The organism is Paracidovorax oryzae ATCC 19882, from assembly GCF_000687165.1.
In the GTDB taxonomy this organism is placed as follows: domain Bacteria; phylum Pseudomonadota; class Gammaproteobacteria; order Burkholderiales; family Burkholderiaceae_C; genus Paracidovorax; species Paracidovorax oryzae.
On record NZ_JMKU01000005.1, the window covers coordinates 134,213 to 150,405 of the forward strand.

Consider the following 16,193-nt stretch of genomic DNA (forward strand, 5'->3'; position numbering starts at 1 on the left):
GCGGCCCTGCGGGCTATTGCAGGGTTTCCTTGGCGGAGGCCGGCAAGGGCAGCGGCAGCACCGCGATGCCCTCCTCCAGCAGCTGCACCGTCTCCTGCACGCTGGCCTGCCCGCGGATGGGACGGTCCTCGGCGTCGCCCTCATGGATGCGGCGCGCCTCCTGGGCGAACCGGCTTCCCACATCTTCGGTATGGGCCATCACATGGCGCGCCAGCCGCAGCCACGCAGCCTGCAGGGCCTGGGGCGTGGGCCCGTCGCCTCCGGAAGCGGACGGGCCGGACGGCATCGCCTGGTCCGCCTGCGCGGGAGTGCCGGGCACCGCCACGGACGCTCCGGCAGAAGACTTCAGGTTCAACCGGGGCGCACTGAGCACCTTGCGGACCTCACGGCTGCCGCACAGCGGGCACTCCACCAGGCCGCGGGCGAGCTGGTCCTGGAAATCCGCTTCGGATGCGAACCACCCCTCGAAGGCATGGTCGAGTGCGCAATGCAGATCAAGCACCTTCATGATGATGCAACGAGGTCCGTGGCGTAACGTTCACATGCGGAGGTGACGGCACAGGCGCATGCGGCCCGCCATCAGCCCCTGCGGAGCAGCAGGTAGCGGTAGACAAAGCCGGGAAAGGCCAGCGTCGCGAAGAGCGCGACCGTGACGGCATAGAACTCCCAGCCCTGCGGGGCGATCTGGCCGGCACGCTTTTCCAGGAGCAGCGCCAGCCCGCCCACCAGGAAGTAGCACAGCAGCCACTCGCCCAGGCGCGCCGCCAGCGGCTTGGCCGGCACCGCACGGGGCCCGACCACCAGCCAGCGGTGGTTGCAGAAAGGCAGGTTGGCGGCCACGAGGGCCGCCACGATCACGAGCCAGATGGATGCGGAGGATGACACGGGGAGCGATCGCAAGGTCTGGAGGAAGCAACCCTTCCCCTCTCTCCACCGCAGCGCCCGCGTGGTGGCGGAGCGCGATGGAGCGGGGAGTTGGAAATGGCGGCCTGCCTCAGCGAACGGTCGTTCAGGTGGCCAGGGCGCGCACCACCGCGTCGGCACACAGTGCCATCAGGCCGCCCGGCACGAGGCCGAGGACCAGCACCAGGGCGCCGTTCACGGTGAGCACCATGCGCACGTCGAGCGGCGCGGACACGCTGGTGGCCGTCAGCGGTGCGTCGAAGTACATCACCTTCACGACGCGCAGGTAGTAGAACGCGCCGATCAGCGACATCACGACGGCGAACACGGCCAGCGCGATGTACGGGGCCTGGCCGGAAGCCACCAGGGCCTGCAGCACGGCCAGCTTGGCGTAGAAGCCCACCATCGGCGGGATGCCGGCGAGCGAGAACAGGCAGATGGCCATCACGCCGGCGTACAGCGGGCTGCGCTGGTTGAGGCCCGCCAGGTCGGAGATCTCTTCGCTCTCGAAGCCTTCGCGCGCCAGCAGCAGGATGATGCCGAAGCTCGCCAGCGTGGTCAGCACGTAGGTCAGGATGTAGAACATCGCCGAGCTGTAGGCATTCTCGACCGCGTTCGCATCCACGTTGCCGTTGATCACGCCCGACAGCAGGCCCAGCAGCACGAAGCCCATCTGCGCGATGGTCGAGTACGCCAGCATGCGCTTCAGGTTGGTCTGCGCGATGGCCGCCAGGTTGCCCACGAGCAGCGAGCCGATCGCCAGCACGGCCAGCATCTGCTGCCAGTCGATGGCCAGCGGCAGCAGGCCGTCCACCAGCAGGCGGATCATGATGGCGAACGCCGCGAGCTTGGGCGCGCTGCCGATGATGATCGTGACGGCCGTGGGCGCGCCGTGGTAGACGTCCGGAATCCACATGTGGAACGGCACGGCGCCGATCTTGAACGCGAGGCCGGCCACGACGAACACGAGGCCGAACACCAGCACCTGGTGGCGGATCTGGCCCGAGTTCACGGCCTTGAAGACCTGGCCGATGTCGAGCGAGCCGGTGGCGCCGTACAGCATCGAGAGGCCGTAGAGCAGGAAGCCGCTCGCCATCGCGCCGAGCACGAAGTACTTCATGGCGGCTTCGGTGGCCGTGGTGTGGTCGCGGCGCAGCGCCACCAGCGCGTAGCTGGAGAGCGTGAGCAGTTCAAGGCCCAGGTAGATCACGAGGAAGTTGTTGCCCGACACCATGACGAACACGCCCAGCAGCATGAACATCGAGAGCGTGAACAGCTCGCCGCCGCGCAGCATGCCGCGGTCCGCCGCGTAGGGCCGGCCATAGACCAGCGTCACCATCACGGCGATGGTCGCGAAGCACTTGAGCCAGTTGCCCATGGCGTCGCTCACCACCATGTTGCCGAAGCCATAGAACGTGTTGCCGCTGCTCGCATACATGCCCTGCAGCACGGCCACCACGGCCAGGGTGAGCATGGTGAGCACGTAGGTGCCGGTGCGACGGGGGCTCGTCACGCCCAGGTCCACCAGGGCGATCACGCAGGCCATCACCAGGAGCACGATCTCCGGGTACACCGCCAGCCAGCTGATGTTGTCAATCATCTCGGTCTCTCGTTGTCAGTCGGTTCAATGGAGCTTGGTCTGCGCCACGTGCTTGAGCAGCTCGGCCACCGACACGTCCATCACGTCGGTGAAGGGTCGCGGATACAGGCCCATGTAGAGCACGGCCACGGCCAGCACGCCCAGCACCAGGAATTCGCGGGCGCTGATGTCCAGCAGGCCGCGCACGTTGTCGTTGCCCACCGGGCCGAGATAGACGCGCTTGAACATCCACAGCGTGTAGGCGGCGCCGAAGATCAGCGCGGTGGCTGCAGCCAAGCCGATCCAGAAGTTCGCCTTCACGGCACCCAGGATCACCATCCACTCGCCCACGAAGCCGGCGGTGCCCGGCAGGCCGCAGTTGGCCATCGCGAACAGCAGCGCGAAGGCCGCGAACTTGGGCATGGTGTTGACCACGCCGCCGTAGGCCGCGATCTCCCGCGAGTGGACGCGGTCGTACAGCACGCCGATCGAGAGGAACATCGCGCCCGACACGAAGCCGTGGGCGATCATCTGCACCAGGCCGCCCGAGACGCCCAGGTCATTGAAGATGAAGAAGCCCAGCGTCACGAAGCCCATGTGCGCAACGGACGAATACGCCACCAGCTTCTTCATGTCCTTCTGCACCATGGCCACGAGGCCCACGTAGATCACCGCCACCAGCGACAGCGCGATCATCAGCCATGCCCAGTGGCGTGCGGCATCCGGAGCGATGGGCATCGAGAAGCGCAGGAAACCGTAGGCCCCCAGCTTCAGCATGATGGCCGCCAGCACGGCGGAGCCGCCCGTGGGGGCTTCCACGTGCACGTCCGGCAGCCAGGTGTGCACCGGCCACATCGGCACCTTCACGGCGAAGGCCGCGAAGAAGGCGAAGAACAGCAGCGTCTGAGCGCGGGCCGACAACGGCAGCTGGTGCCAGGTGGCGATGTCGAAGCTGCCGCCGGACTGGTTGTACAGGTACACCAGGGCGATCAGCATCAGCAGCGAGCCGAGCAGCGTGTAGAGGAAGAACTTGAACGCCGCGTAGATCTTGTTCGGGCCGCCCCAGATGCCGATGATGAGGTACATCGGGATCAGCGTGGCTTCGAAGAACACGTAGAACAGCAGGCCGTCCATGGCGCTGAACACGCCGATCATGAGGCCCGAGAGGATCAGGAACGCCCCCATGTACTGGTTCACGCGCTCGGTGATCGACTCCCACGACGCGATCACCACGATCACCGTGATGAAGGCCGTCAGCGGCACGAACCAGAACGAGATGCCGTCCAGGCCCAGGTGGTAGTGCACGTTGAAGCGCTCGATCCAGAGGATCTTCTCGACGAACTGCGCCGCGGCGGTGCCGTTGTCGAAGTTGCCGTAGAGCGGCAGCGTCACGGCCAGGCCGATCAGCGAGCCGATCAGCGCGATCCAGCGGACGGCGCGCGCCTGATCGTCGCGCCCGAAGGCCAGCAGCAGGGCACCGAAGGCGATCGGCGTCCAGATGGCAAGACTCAACAAACCCATTTTTCTTGTTCCTCTACTTGTTGAGCCACACGAAGTACGTCATGAGCCCGAACACGCCCAGGATCATCACCAGCGCATAGTGGTAGATGTAGCCCGACTGCACCCAGCGCACGATGCCGGCGACCCAGCCGACGACCTTCCAGGAACCGTTCACCACGGCGCCGTCGATCACGGCCTGGTCGCCGCCCTTCCACAGGCCCGTGCCCAATGCGCGGGCACCGCGGGCGATGATGTTCTCGTTGATCCAGTCGAGGTAGTACTTGTTCTCGAACAGGACGTAGATCGGCATGCAGGTGCGCTTGATCGCCGCCGGCAGGGCCGGGTTGACCATGTACATGTAGTAGGAGAGCGCTACACCCGCCAGGGCCAGCCAGAACGGCGCCGCCTGCAGGCCGTGCAGGGCCATCGCCACCGGGCCGTGGAACATCTCGGACAGCTCGGCCATCGCGGGGTGCTTCGCGGCATCCACGAAGATCACGTCCTTGAAGAAGTCGCCGAACAGCATCGGCTGGATGGCCAGGAAGCCGATCACCACCGAGGGGATCGCCAGCAGCACCAGAGGCACCGTCACCACCCACGGCGACTCGTGCGGCTTGGCGTCGTGGCCATGGCCGTGACCATGGTCGTCGTGGGCATGGTGGTCGTCGTGGTGCGCGTCCGGGTTCTGGTCGTAGCGCTCCTTGCCGTGGAAGACCAGGAAGTACATGCGGAACGAATAGAACGCGGTGACGAACACGCCGGCCAGCACGGCGAAGTGCGCGAAGCCCGCGGCCGGCAGCGTGCTGGCGTGCACGGCCTCGATGATGCTGTCCTTGGAATAGAAGCCCGAGAACAGCGGCATGCCGATCAGCGCCAGGGAACCCAGCAGCGAGGTGATCCAGGTGATGGGCATGTACTTGCGCACGGCGCCCATCCAGCGGATGTCCTGGTTGTGGTGCATGCCCATGATCACCGAGCCCGCGCCGAGGAACAGCAGGGCCTTGAAGAACGCGTGCGTCATCAGGTGGAACACGGCCACCGAGTAGGCGGAGGCGCCCAGTGCCACGGTCATGTAGCCCAGCTGCGACAGCGTGGAATAGGCCACCACGCGCTTGATGTCGTTCTGGATCATGCCCAGGAAGCCCATGAACAGGGCCGTGATGGCACCGATCACCAGGATGAAGTTGAGGGCCGTGTCCGACAGCTCGAACAGCGGCGACATGCGCGACACCATGAAGATGCCGGCGGTCACCATGGTGGCCGCGTGGATCAGCGCGGAGATCGGGGTCGGGCCTTCCATCGAGTCGGGCAGCCACACGTGCAGCGGGAACTGCGCGCTCTTGCCCATCGCGCCGATGAACAGGCAGATGCAGATCACGGTGATGAGCATCCAGTTCGTGCCCGGGAAGCCGATGGTGCCGAGCTCGCCCGACTTGGCGAAGATCTCGCCGTAGTTCAGCGTGCCGGTGTAGGCGGCGATCAGTCCGATGCCCAGGATGAAGCCGAAGTCGCCGACGCGGTTCACGAGGAACGCCTTCATGTTGGCGAAGATGGCCGTGGGCTTGTTGAACCAGAAGCCGATCAGCAGGTACGACACGAGGCCCACCGCTTCCCAGCCGAAGAACAGCTGCAGCAGGTTGTTGCTCATGACCAGCATGAGCATCGAGAACGTGAACAGCGAGATGTACGAGAAGAAGCGGTTGTAGCCGTCGTCTTCTTCCATGTAGCCGATGGTGTAGATGTGCACCATCAGCGATACGAACGTCACCACACACATCATCATGGCGGTGAGCGTGTCGATGAGGAAGCCGACTTCCATCTTGAGGCCGCCCACCACCATCCAGGTGTAGAGCGTCTCGTTGAAGCGGGCGCCGTCGAGCGCCACGCTCTTGAACGTCAGGGCCGAGAGCACGAACGCGACGAACACGCCGAGGATCGTGAGGGTGTGGCTCGCGCGGCGCCCGATGCGGTTGCCGCCGAAGGCCGTGCCGAGGATGCCGGCGAGCGCGGAGCCCGCCAGCGGCGCCAGCGGCACCGCGAGGAGCATCGAAGCTGAGAGGGTTTGACTCATTCTTGAAGACCTTGCAAGTACCGGCGGATCAGCCCTTGAGGGTGTTGAGATCTTCCGCGTCGATGCTGGACTTGTTGCGGAACAGCAGCACCAGGATCGCGAGGCCGATGGCGGATTCGGCCGCGGCCACCGTCAGGATGAAGAACACGAACACCTGCCCGTGCATGTCGCCCAGGTAGTGGGAGAACGCGACGAAGTTCATGTTCACGGCCAGGAGCATCAGCTCGATGGCCATGAGCAGCACGATGAGGTTCTTGCGGTTCAGGAAGATGCCGATCACCGACAGCGCGAACAGCATCGCGCCCAGCGACAGAAAATGGCCCAGGGTCAACGTCATGCCTTCTTCTCCTCGGCGGCTGCAGGCGCCGCCGCTTCTTCCGCGGGCTTCTGCGTCGCGGCGACCTTCACCAGCGCGACGCGGTCGGCGGCGCGCACGCGCACCTGCTCCGAAACCTTGGTCACCTTGGTGTCTTTGCGCTGGCGAAGGGTCAGGGCGATGGCGGCGATCATGGCCACCAGCAGGATCACCGCGGCGATTTCCACCGGGTACAGGTATTCGGTGTAGAGCAGCTTGCCCAGCGCCTTGGTGTTGGAGTACTGCACCACGTTGCCGGCCGCGTCCACCATGGCCGCCACGGCCTTGGGTTCGTCCATGCCGCGGAAGCCACCCATCAGCACCGCTGCCATTTCGAGCGCGATCAGCGCGCCGATGAAGGCAGCCAGCGGGAAGTGCCGCCAGAAGCCCTGCCGCACGGTGTCGATGTGGATGTCCAGCATCATCACCACGAACAGGAACAGCACCATCACGGCGCCCAGGTACACCAGCACGAGCGCGATGGCCAGGAACTCGGCCTTCAGCAGCAGCCAGATGGCGGCGGCCTGCGAGAACGCGAGGATCAGGTGGAGCACCGCATGCACGGGGTTGCGCGCGGTGATGACCCGGAAGGCCGCATACAGCAGCACGACCGAGAACAGATAGAAGAAACCAGTCTTGGCGTCCATGAATCGGATCTTGTGAAAAGTGGTTCAGGAGCCGCGGGTCAGCGGTACTTGGCGTCGGCCGCCTTGGCGGCGGCGATCTCGGCCTCGTAGCGGTCGCCGACCGCCAGGAGCATGTCCTTGGTGAAGTACAGGTCGCCCCGCTTCTCACCGTGGTATTCCAGGATCTGCGTCTCGACGATCGAATCGACCGGGCAGCTCTCTTCGCAGAAGCCGCAGAAGATGCACTTCGTGAGGTCGATGTCGTAGCGCGTCGTGCGGCGCGAACCGTCGGCACGCACGTCCGACTCGATCGTGATCGCGAGCGCCGGGCAGACCGCCTCGCAGAGCTTGCAGGCGATGCAGCGCTCTTCGCCGTTCTCGTAGCGACGCAGCGCGTGCAGCCCGCGGAAGCGCGGCGACAGCGGAGTCTTCTCTTCGGGGAACTGCACCGTCACCTTGCGGCGGAACGCGTAGCGGCCGGTCAGGGCCATGCCCTTGACCAGTTCCACGAGCATGAAGCTCTTGAAAAAGTCCTTGAAGGAAAAAGATGTCGTAGCAGCAGCAACAGCAGCCATGATGTCGTGTCCCGCTTATTTCCAGATGTTCCAGGGCGACAGCAGCCACGCGCCCACGATCAGCAGCCACACCAGGGTGACCGGAATGAAGATCTTCCAGCCCAGGCGCATGATCTGGTCATACCGGAAGCGCGGGAAGGTCGCGCGGATCCAGATGAACATGGACACCACGAGGAAGGTCTTGAGGCCCAGCCAGATCCAGCCCGGGATGAAGTCCAGGGCCGCCACCGGCGACAGCCAGCCGCCCAGGAACATGGTCACGCCCAGGATGGACACGAGCCACATGCTGGCGTATTCGGCCAGGAAAAAGATCGCGAAGCCCATGCCCGAGTACTCGACCATGTGGCCGGCCACGATTTCCGCCTCGCCTTCCACCACGTCGAACGGGTGCCGGTTGGTCTCGGCGACGCCCGAGATCAGGTAGACGACGAAGATCGGCAGCAGCGGCAGCCAGTTCCAGGACAGGAACGACAGGCCGGCGTTCGCCATCGTGCCCTGCCCCTGGCTCAGCACGATCTGCGTGAGGTTCATGCTGCCCGAGACCATGATGACCACCAGGAAGCAGAAGCCCATGGCGATCTCGTAGCTCACCATCTGGGCCGAGGCACGCAGCGCGCCCAGGAAGGCGTACTTCGAGTTCGAGGCCCAGCCGGCGATGATCACGCCGTACACCTCGATCGAGGTGATCGCCATGATCAGCAGCAGGCCGGCGTTCACGTTGGCCAGCGCCACGTCGGGGCCGAAGGGGATCGCCACCCAGGCCGCGAGCGCGGGCATGATGGCCATCACCGGGCCCAGCACGAACAGGCCCTTGCTGGCCGCCGCGGGCTGGATGATTTCCTTGGTGAGCAGCTTCAGGCCGTCGGCCAGCGGCTGCAGCAGGCCGAATGGGCCCACGCGGTTGGGGCCGTGGCGCACCTGCATGAAGCCCAGCAGCTTGCGCTCCCAGAGCGTGAGGTAGGCCACCGCGCCCATGAGCGGCGCCACGATGGCGACGATCTTGAGCAGGTTCCAGAGCACGGGCCACACGGCGCCCGTCCACCAGGACTGGGCGACGAGGTTCAGCCCGCCGTTGTAGAGCGCGTCGATCATGCTGCGGCTCCTTCCACGGCGGCGGTGGCGGCTGCGGCAGCCTGGCGGCCATCGGCCGTCAGTTGCAGCGAGGGCGCACGGCGCACGAGGCTGTCGAGCTGGTAGATGGCGGCGACCACGGGCTCCGGCGTGCCGGCGGCGGCCGGCACGGCGGGTGCCGCGGACGTGGTGTTGGCCAGGCGGTCGGCCGGCAGGTGCGTCGGCAGCACGGCACCGGTGGCGCCCACGGCGTGCGCCAGCACTTCCTGCGAGGTCTCGAAGCCGATGCCCTGCACGCCCAGCAGGTTGCCGAGCACGCGCAGCACCTTCCAGGCCGGACGGGCATCGCCCAGCGGCTTGACCACGGCGTGGAAGCCCTGCAGGCGGCCTTCGGCATTCACGAAGCTGCCGGAGGTCTCGGTGAACGGGGCGATGGGCAGCAGCACGTCGCTGAATTCCAGGTTGGTCTTGAACGGGCTCAGCGTCACGACCATTTCAGCCTGCGCGAGCGCCTCTGCAGCGCGCGCACCGGCAGCGGAATCGTGCACCGGTTCGGTACCCAGCAGCAGCGCGGCCTTGAGGCCACCGGCCAGCATGCGGCCGGCATCGAGCCCGCCCTGCCGGGGCTGCGCGCCCACGAACTGCGCGCCGACGGTGTTGGCGGCTTCGGTCAGGTAGCCGACCACGGCGCCGGTCTGCGCGCCGATCCACTGGGCCAGCGCCAGCAGCGACGAGGCCTGGGCATGGTGCGCGGCAGCATTGCCGAGCAGCACGGCACGGCCTTCGCCGGACGCGAGCGAACGCGCCACGGCCAGCGCCGCATCGGTCGCACGGCCGGAGGCCACGGGCGCGGCCACGCCACGCTCCTGGGCCACGGCTGCGGCGATGTCGGCCAGCGCGGCAGCCCACTCGCCGGCGGGTGCCACGATGGATTGCGCCATCGGCATGGCCCAGTCATAGGCCACGGAATTCAGAGCGCTCACCGCGCAGCCCTTGCGGGCCGCCTGGCGGATGCGCTGCGCGAACAGCGGGTGTTCCTTGCGCAGGTTGGAGCCCACGACCAGCACGGACTGCAGCGTGGACAGTGCCGCGATGGGCATGCCCAGCCAGCGGACGCCTTCCGGCGCGGTGAATTCCGCATTGCGCAGGCGGTAGTCGATGTTGTCGCTGCCCAGGCCGCGCACCAGCAGCGTGGCGAGGTGCAGCTCTTCCAGCGTGCTGTGCGGGCTGACCAGCGCGCCGATGCTCTGGGCACCGTGCTCGGACTGGATGCCGCGCAGGCCGTTGGCCACATATTCGAGGGCCGTCTGCCAGTCCACTTCCTTCCACTGGCCGCCCTGCTTGAGCATGGGCTTCGTGAGGCGGTCGGGACCGTTCAGCGCTTCGTACGAGAAGCGGTCGCGGTCGGCGATCCAGCACTCGTTCACGTCCTCGTTCTCGAACGGGACGACGCGCATGACCTTGTGGCTCTTCACCTGGACGATCAGGTTGGCACCCGTGGAATCATGCGGGCTGACCGACTTGCGGCGCGACAGCTCCCACGTGCGGGCGCTGTAGCGGAACGGCTTGCTCGTGAGCGCGCCCACGGGGCAGATGTCGATCATGTTGCCCGACAGCTCGGAATCCACGGTATCGCCCACCACGGTGGTGATCTCGGAATGCTCGCCGCGGTGGATCATGCCCAGCTCCATCACGCCGGCCACTTCCTGGCCGAAACGCACGCAGCGGGTGCAGTGGATGCAGCGGCTCATCTCCTCCATGGAGATCAGCGGGCCGACGTCCTTGTGGAAGACCACGCGCTTTTCTTCCTCGTAGCGCGAGGAGGAGCCTCCATAGCCCACGGCCAGGTCCTGCAGCTGGCACTCGCCGCCCTGGTCGCAGATGGGGCAGTCCAGCGGGTGGTTGATCAGCAGGAATTCCATGACCGACTGCTGGGCCTTGATGGCCTTGTCGCTCTTGGTGCGCACGATCATGCCCTGCGTCACGGGCGTGGCGCAGGCGGGCATCGGCTTGGGTGCCTTCTCCACGTCCACCAGGCACATGCGGCAGTTGGCGGCGATGGAGAGCTTCTTGTGATAGCAGAAATGAGGGATGTAGGTGCCCGCCTTCTCGGCCGCATGCATCACCATGCAGCCTTCGGCGACTTCCACCTTCTTCCCGTCGAGTTCGATTTCAACCATATGCGTTTCTCGCGATCAGGCGGAGGCCGGAGCCTGGGGGCTCGTCTTGTTGCGGATCAGCGCCTCGAATTCCGGACGGAAGTGCTTGATCATGGCGCGCACCGGCATGGCCGCCGCGTCGCCCAGGGCGCAGATGGTGCGCCCCTGGATGTTGTCCGCCACCGAATTGAGCAGGTCCAAGTCGCCTTCGCGGCCCTGGCCGTGCTGGATGCGGTCGATCACGCGCCACATCCAGCCCGTGCCCTCGCGGCAGGGCGTGCACTGGCCGCAGGACTCGTGCGAATAGAAGTAAGACAGGCGCAGCAGGCTCTCGACCATGCTGCGCGAATCGTCCATGACGATCACGGCGCCCGAGCCCAGCATCGAGCCGGCCTTGGCGATGGAGTCGTAGTCCATCGTGCATTCCATGATGATGGAAGCCGGCAGCACCGGGGCGGACGAGCCGCCCGGGATCACGGCCTTGAGCTGGCGGCCCTTGCGCACGCCGCCGGCGAGTTCCAGCAGCTTGGCGAACGGCGTGCCCAGGGGCACCTCGTAGTTGCCGGGCTTCTCCACGTCGCCGGACACCGAGAAGATCTTGGTGCCGCCGTTGTTCGGCTTGCCGCAGGCCAGGTAGGCCGCGCCGCCGTTGCGGATGATCCACGGCACCGCCGCGAAGGTCTCGGTGTTGTTGATCGTGGTGGGCTTGCCGTAGAGGCCGAAGCTGGCCGGGAACGGCGGCTTGAAGCGCGGCTGGCCCTTCTTGCCTTCCAGCGATTCGAGCAGAGCCGTCTCTTCGCCGCAGATGTAGGCGCCGAAGCCGTGGGCGGCGTGCAGCTGGAAGCTGAAGCTGCTGCCCAGGATGTTGTCGCCCAGGTAGCCCGCGGCGCGCGCCTCTTCCAGTGCAGCCTCGAAACGCTCGTAGGTCTGGAAGATCTCGCCGTGGATGTAGTTGTAGCCCACCGAGATGCCCATCGCGAAGGCCGCGATGATCATGCCCTCGATGACGATGTGCGGGTTGAACTGCAGGATGTCGCGGTCCTTGCAGGTGCCCGGCTCGCCTTCGTCGGAGTTGCAGACGAGGTACTTCTGCCCCGGGAACGAGCGGGGCATGAAGCTCCACTTCAGGCCCGTCGGGAAGCCCGCGCCGCCGCGGCCGCGCAGGCCGGATTCCTTGACGGTGGCGATGACCTGGTCCTGCGTCATCGGCTCGCCGCCGTCCGTGCCGAGGATCTTGCGCAGGGCCTGGTAGCCGCCGCGCGCCTCGTAGTCCTTGATGCTCCAGTTCGTGCCGTCGAGGCCCGCGTAGATCTGCGGCTCGATGTGGCGGTCGTGGAAGCAGGTCTGGACGCCCGTGGCCTGGAACTGCGAGAGGATCTGTGCCGCGGTGGTCATGCCTGTCCCTCCGCCTGGCGCAGGCCGTCCACGAGCTGGTCGAGCTTCTCGTTGTCCATGAAGCTGCACATCGTGCGGTCGTTCACCAGCATCACGGGCGCATCGGCGCACGCGCCCAGGCATTCGCACTGCTGCAGCGTGAACAGGCCGTCGGGCGTGGTCTCGCCCATGGCGATGCCGAGCTTCTTCTCGAGGTGGTGCAACGCCTTCTGGCCGTCGCGCAGCTGGCACGGCAGGTTGGTGCAGACGTTCAGCTTGTACTTGCCCAGCGGCTGCTGGTTGTACATGTTGTAGAAGGTCGTGACTTCATGCACGGCGATCTGGGGCATGCCCAGGACCTCGGCGATCACGGCCTCGCTCTCGGCGCTGACCCAGCCCTGCTCCTGCTGCACGATGGACAGGCAGGCCATCACGGCGGACTGCTTCTGCTCCGGCGGGTACTTCGCCACTTCGCGGGCGAAGCGCGCACGCGTCGCCTCGGTCACCGGCGAGCCGGCGGCTTGGTTCGATTCGGTACTCATCGGTCAATCTCTCCGAACACGATATCCATCGTGCCAATGATGGCCACGGCATCGGCGATCATGTGCCCGCGCGCCATCTCGTCGAGGGTCGCGAGGTGGGCGAAGCCCGGTGCGCGGATCTTGAGCCGGTACGGCTTGTTGGCGCCGTCGCTCACGAGGTAGATGCCGAACTCGCCCTTCGGGTGCTCGACGGCGGCATAGGCCTCGCCCTCGGGCACGCGGAAGCCTTCGGTGAAGAGCTTGAAATGGTGGATCAGCTCTTCCATGTTCGACTTCATCGACTCGCGCGACGGGGGTGCCACCTTGTGGTTGTCGGTGATGACGGGGCCGGGGTTGGCGCGCAGCCAGTCCACGCACTGCTTGATGATGCGGTTGGACTGGCGCATCTCCTGCACGCGCACGAGGTAGCGGTCGTAGCAGTCGCCCGTCTTGCCCACGGGGATGTCGAATTCCACGCGGTCGTAGGCGTCGTAGGGCTGCTTCTTGCGCAGGTCCCAGGCGATGCCCGAGCCGCGCAGCATCGGGCCGGTCATGCCGAGGTTCAGCGCGCGCTCCTGCGTCACGATGCCGATGTCCACCGTCCGCTGCTTCCAGATGCGGTTGTCCGTCAGCAGCGTCTCGTACTCGTCCACGCACTTGGGGAAGCGCTGCGTGAAGTCGTCGATGAAGTCCAGCAGCGAACCCTGGCGGTTCTGGTTCAGCACCTCGATCGCCTTGGCGTTGCGCACCTTGCTCGCCTGGTACTGCGGCATGCTGTCAGGCAGGTCGCGATAGACGCCGCCCGGACGGAAGTAGGCCGCGTGCATGCGCGCACCCGATACCGCCTCGTACATGTCGAACAGGTCTTCACGCTCGCGGAACGTGTAGATCAGGATCGTGGAGCTGCCGCAATCGTTTCCGTGCGAGCCCAGCCACATCAGGTGGTTCAGCAGTCGCGTGATCTCGGAGAACATCACGCGGATGTACTGCGCGCGCAGCGGCACGTCGATGCCCAGCAGCTTCTCGATGGCCAGGCAGTAGGCGTGCTCGTTGCACATCATCGAGACGTAGTCCAGCCGGTCCATGTAGGGCAGCGACTGGATGAAGGTCTTGTGCTCGGCCAGCTTCTCGGTGGCGCGGTGCAGCAGGCCGATGTGGGGGTCGGCGCGCTGCACGACTTCGCCGTCGAGCTCGAGCACCAGGCGCAGCACGCCGTGCGCGGCCGGGTGCTGCGGACCAAAGTTCAGGGAGTAGTTCTTGATTTCAGCCATCGTGGATCGCCTGAGTGCGCCGGGAGCGCCTCAGTGCAGGCCTCCGTACTTTTCTTCGCGGATGATGCGGGGCGTGATCTCGCGCGGCTCGATCGTCACCGGCTCGTACACCACGCGGCGCGCCTCGGTGTCGTAGCGCATCTCGACATGGCCCGACAGCGGGAAATCCTTGCGGAAGGGATGGCCGATGAAGCCGTAGTCGGTCAGGATGCGGCGCAGGTCGTCATGGCCGTCGAACACGATGCCGTAGAGGTCGAAGGCCTCGCGCTCGTACCAGTTGGCGGAGTTCCAGATGCCGGACACCGACGCCACCACGGGGAAGTCGTCGTCGGGGCAGAACACCTTCACGCGCACGCGCTGGTTAAGGCTGACGGACAGCAGGTGCGACACCACGGCGTAGCGCGGGCCTTCCGTGCCCACGTCGCCATAGGTGGAGTAGTCGATGCCGCAGAGGTCCACGAGCTGCTCGAACCGGCAGCCGGGCGCATCGCGCAGCAGCTGCATCGCGGCAAGGTAGTCGGCGGCCGGGACGGTCACCGTGAGTTCGTCGAGCGCGACCACGATGTCGCGCGCCTTGTCGCCGAGCGCAGCGGCGACCGCGTCCCGCAGAGCCTCGGGTCGGATGGCAATGGCTGTCATGCTGGAGAACCCTTCAGACGCGGGCGATGGTATGGGTGCGGCGGATCTTCTGCTGGAGCTGGATGATCCCGTAGATGAGTGCCTCGGCGGTCGGGGGGCAGCCCGGCACGTACACGTCCACCGGCACGATGCGGTCGCAGCCGCGCACCACCGAGTAGCTGTAGTGGTAGTAGCCGCCGCCGTTGGCGCAGGAACCCATGGAGATCACCCAGCGCGGCTCGGACATCTGGTCGTACACCTTGCGCAGGGCCGGGGCCATCTTGTTGCAGAGCGTACCGGCCACGATCATCAGATCGGACTGCCGGGGACTGGCGCGGAACACCTCGGCGCCGAAGCGGCCGATGTCGTAGCGCGCCGCGGCGGCATGCATCATCTCGACGGCGCAGCAGGCCAGACCGAAGGTCATGGGCCACAGCGATCCGGTCTTGGCCCAGTTCACCACGGAGTCATAGCTCGTGGTGATGAAGCCTTCCTTCATCACGCCTTCAATCATCGTGTCGTTCCTTGTGAAGCCCCGTCATTCCCAATCCAGGGCACCCTTTTTCCACTCGTAGGCGAAGCCCACGACCAGGATGGCCAGGAAGACGATGACGGCGACGAAACCGGTCACCCCGACCTCGTGCAGCGTGACCGCCCACGGGAAGAGGAATGCGATTTCCAGATCGAAAAGAATGAAGAGGATGGCGACGAGGTAGTAGCGCACGTCGAACTTCATGCGCGCATCTTCGAACGCCTCGAAGCCACACTCGTAGGGGGAGTTCTTGGCCGCATCGGGCCGGTTGGGACCCAGCACGTAGCCCAGGACCAGGGGCACCACCCCCACTCCGATGCCGACCAGGATGAACAGAAGAACGGGGAGGTATTGATCGAGGTTCATCTGGAGGGGTACTCACCGCTGGGGCCGCACCCCCATTCCTGCGATGAGGAATGGCCGGGCGGGCTTGCTTGTGTGTTGGTGCCGTCGGCGAGACTCGAACTCGCACAGCTTTCGCCACTACCCCCTCAAGATAGCGTGTCTACCAATTTCACCACGACGGCTGATGTCTGCATCTGGATGGCATGAGGAACCCGAAGGGCTATTTGGCTTTCCAGACAATCCGGAATTCTACTCCGGAAAAACCCGACTCTCTATGAATCGGTTACTTTTCCAACAATTATTTTGTCGGGATCTGCGCTGCGCCAGAGGCCGGTGCCACAGGTGCCGACGCGGATGCGGGAATGGCGGAAGTGGACGCGGGCGCCACCGGCTGCACGGCGGCAGGGGCGGCCGCCGGGGTCTCCAGCACGCTGCCCACGCCAGCGGGACGGACGTTGCCGAAATAGGCCAGCGCGAGCGTGGCCGCGAAGAACACGCCGGCCAGCACCGCCGTCGAGCGTGACAGGAAGTTCGCGCTGCCGCTGGCGCCGAACAGGCTCCCCGAGCTGCCGCTGCCGAACGCGGCCCCCATATCGGCGCCCTTGCCGTGCTGGATGAGCACGAGGCCGATCATCGCCAGCGCGGCCAGCATCTGCACGGCCAGGATCACATTCACGAGCACATTCATTTCTT

Annotated in this window: 17 protein-coding genes and 1 tRNA gene; all 18 read right to left on the minus strand. The window is 65.9% G+C overall.

Going from position 1 to position 16,193, the window contains the following annotated elements; translation table 11 throughout:
• Positions 1-13 precede the first annotated feature (13 nt).
• Complete coding sequence (locus T336_RS0104140; RefSeq protein WP_026431603.1) at positions 14-508, minus strand: DUF1178 family protein; 495 nt, start codon at positions 506-508, stop codon at positions 14-16.
• Positions 509-579: 71 nt separating this feature from the next.
• Positions 580-885: a DUF2818 family protein gene (locus T336_RS0104145; RefSeq protein ID WP_026431604.1), complete on the minus strand. Its 306-nt coding sequence runs from the start codon at positions 883-885 to the stop codon at positions 580-582.
• Positions 886-1,009: 124 nt separating this feature from the next.
• The gene (gene nuoN / locus T336_RS0104150; RefSeq protein ID WP_026431605.1) at positions 1,010-2,503 is read right to left on the minus strand and encodes an NADH-quinone oxidoreductase subunit NuoN; all 1,494 of its coding nucleotides are present in this window, start codon (positions 2,501-2,503) and stop codon (positions 1,010-1,012) included.
• Positions 2,504-2,527: 24 nt separating this feature from the next.
• Positions 2,528-4,003 (minus strand): NADH-quinone oxidoreductase subunit M, encoded by a 1,476-nt coding sequence (locus T336_RS0104155; protein ID WP_026431606.1) that lies wholly within the window; start codon positions 4,001-4,003, stop codon positions 2,528-2,530.
• A gap of 13 nt (positions 4,004-4,016) precedes the next feature.
• Positions 4,017-6,053, minus strand: coding sequence for an NADH-quinone oxidoreductase subunit L (gene nuoL, locus T336_RS0104160; protein ID WP_026431607.1), 2,037 nt, complete (start codon positions 6,051-6,053; stop codon positions 4,017-4,019).
• A gap of 28 nt (positions 6,054-6,081) precedes the next feature.
• Entirely contained in the window at positions 6,082-6,390 is a 309-nt protein-coding gene (gene nuoK, locus T336_RS0104165) for an NADH-quinone oxidoreductase subunit NuoK (protein ID WP_011794416.1), read from the minus strand.
• Positions 6,387-7,055 carry an NADH-quinone oxidoreductase subunit J gene (locus T336_RS0104170; protein WP_013593741.1) on the minus strand — a complete coding sequence of 223 codons (669 nt, stop codon included), beginning with the start codon at positions 7,053-7,055 and terminating at the stop codon, positions 6,387-6,389. Before T336_RS0104170 ends, nuoK begins: the two co-directional genes overlap by 4 nt.
• A 38-nt stretch (positions 7,056-7,093) precedes the next feature.
• Entirely contained in the window at positions 7,094-7,609 is a 516-nt protein-coding gene (gene nuoI, locus T336_RS0104175; RefSeq protein WP_011794414.1) for an NADH-quinone oxidoreductase subunit NuoI, read from the minus strand.
• Positions 7,610-7,624: 15 nt separating this feature from the next.
• Positions 7,625-8,701, minus strand: a complete 1,077-nt coding sequence (gene nuoH / locus T336_RS0104180) for an NADH-quinone oxidoreductase subunit NuoH (RefSeq protein ID WP_019703756.1) — start codon at positions 8,699-8,701, stop codon at positions 7,625-7,627.
• Positions 8,698-10,860: an NADH-quinone oxidoreductase subunit NuoG gene (nuoG, locus tag T336_RS0104185; RefSeq protein ID WP_026431608.1), complete on the minus strand. Its 2,163-nt coding sequence runs from the start codon at positions 10,858-10,860 to the stop codon at positions 8,698-8,700. Before nuoG ends, nuoH begins: the two co-directional genes overlap by 4 nt.
• A 15-nt stretch (positions 10,861-10,875) precedes the next feature.
• Entirely contained in the window at positions 10,876-12,234 is a 1,359-nt protein-coding gene (nuoF, locus tag T336_RS0104190) for an NADH-quinone oxidoreductase subunit NuoF (protein ID WP_026431609.1), read from the minus strand.
• On the minus strand, positions 12,231-12,755 hold the full coding sequence (gene nuoE, locus T336_RS0104195) for an NADH-quinone oxidoreductase subunit NuoE (RefSeq protein ID WP_013593737.1): 525 nt from the start codon (positions 12,753-12,755) through the stop codon (positions 12,231-12,233). The genes nuoF and nuoE overlap by 4 nt, the downstream gene beginning before the upstream one ends.
• A complete protein-coding gene (locus tag T336_RS0104200; RefSeq protein ID WP_026431611.1) occupies positions 12,752-14,005 on the minus strand; it encodes an NADH-quinone oxidoreductase subunit D in 1,254 nt (417 codons plus the stop codon). Before T336_RS0104200 ends, nuoE begins: the two co-directional genes overlap by 4 nt.
• A 30-nt stretch (positions 14,006-14,035) precedes the next feature.
• On the minus strand, positions 14,036-14,644 hold the full coding sequence (locus T336_RS0104205) for an NADH-quinone oxidoreductase subunit C (RefSeq protein ID WP_026431612.1): 609 nt from the start codon (positions 14,642-14,644) through the stop codon (positions 14,036-14,038).
• A gap of 13 nt (positions 14,645-14,657) precedes the next feature.
• The gene (locus tag T336_RS0104210; RefSeq protein ID WP_011794407.1) at positions 14,658-15,137 is read right to left on the minus strand and encodes a NuoB/complex I 20 kDa subunit family protein; all 480 of its coding nucleotides are present in this window, start codon (positions 15,135-15,137) and stop codon (positions 14,658-14,660) included.
• A gap of 24 nt (positions 15,138-15,161) precedes the next feature.
• On the minus strand, positions 15,162-15,521 hold the full coding sequence (locus T336_RS0104215; RefSeq protein WP_013593734.1) for an NADH-quinone oxidoreductase subunit A: 360 nt from the start codon (positions 15,519-15,521) through the stop codon (positions 15,162-15,164).
• Between the two features lie 76 nt (positions 15,522-15,597).
• Positions 15,598-15,682 (minus strand) — tRNA-Leu (locus T336_RS0104220).
• 116 nt (positions 15,683-15,798) lie between these two features.
• A complete protein-coding gene (gene secG, locus T336_RS0104225; RefSeq protein ID WP_019703752.1) occupies positions 15,799-16,188 on the minus strand; it encodes a preprotein translocase subunit SecG in 390 nt (129 codons plus the stop codon).
• Between the last annotated feature and the right edge of the window lie 5 nt (positions 16,189-16,193).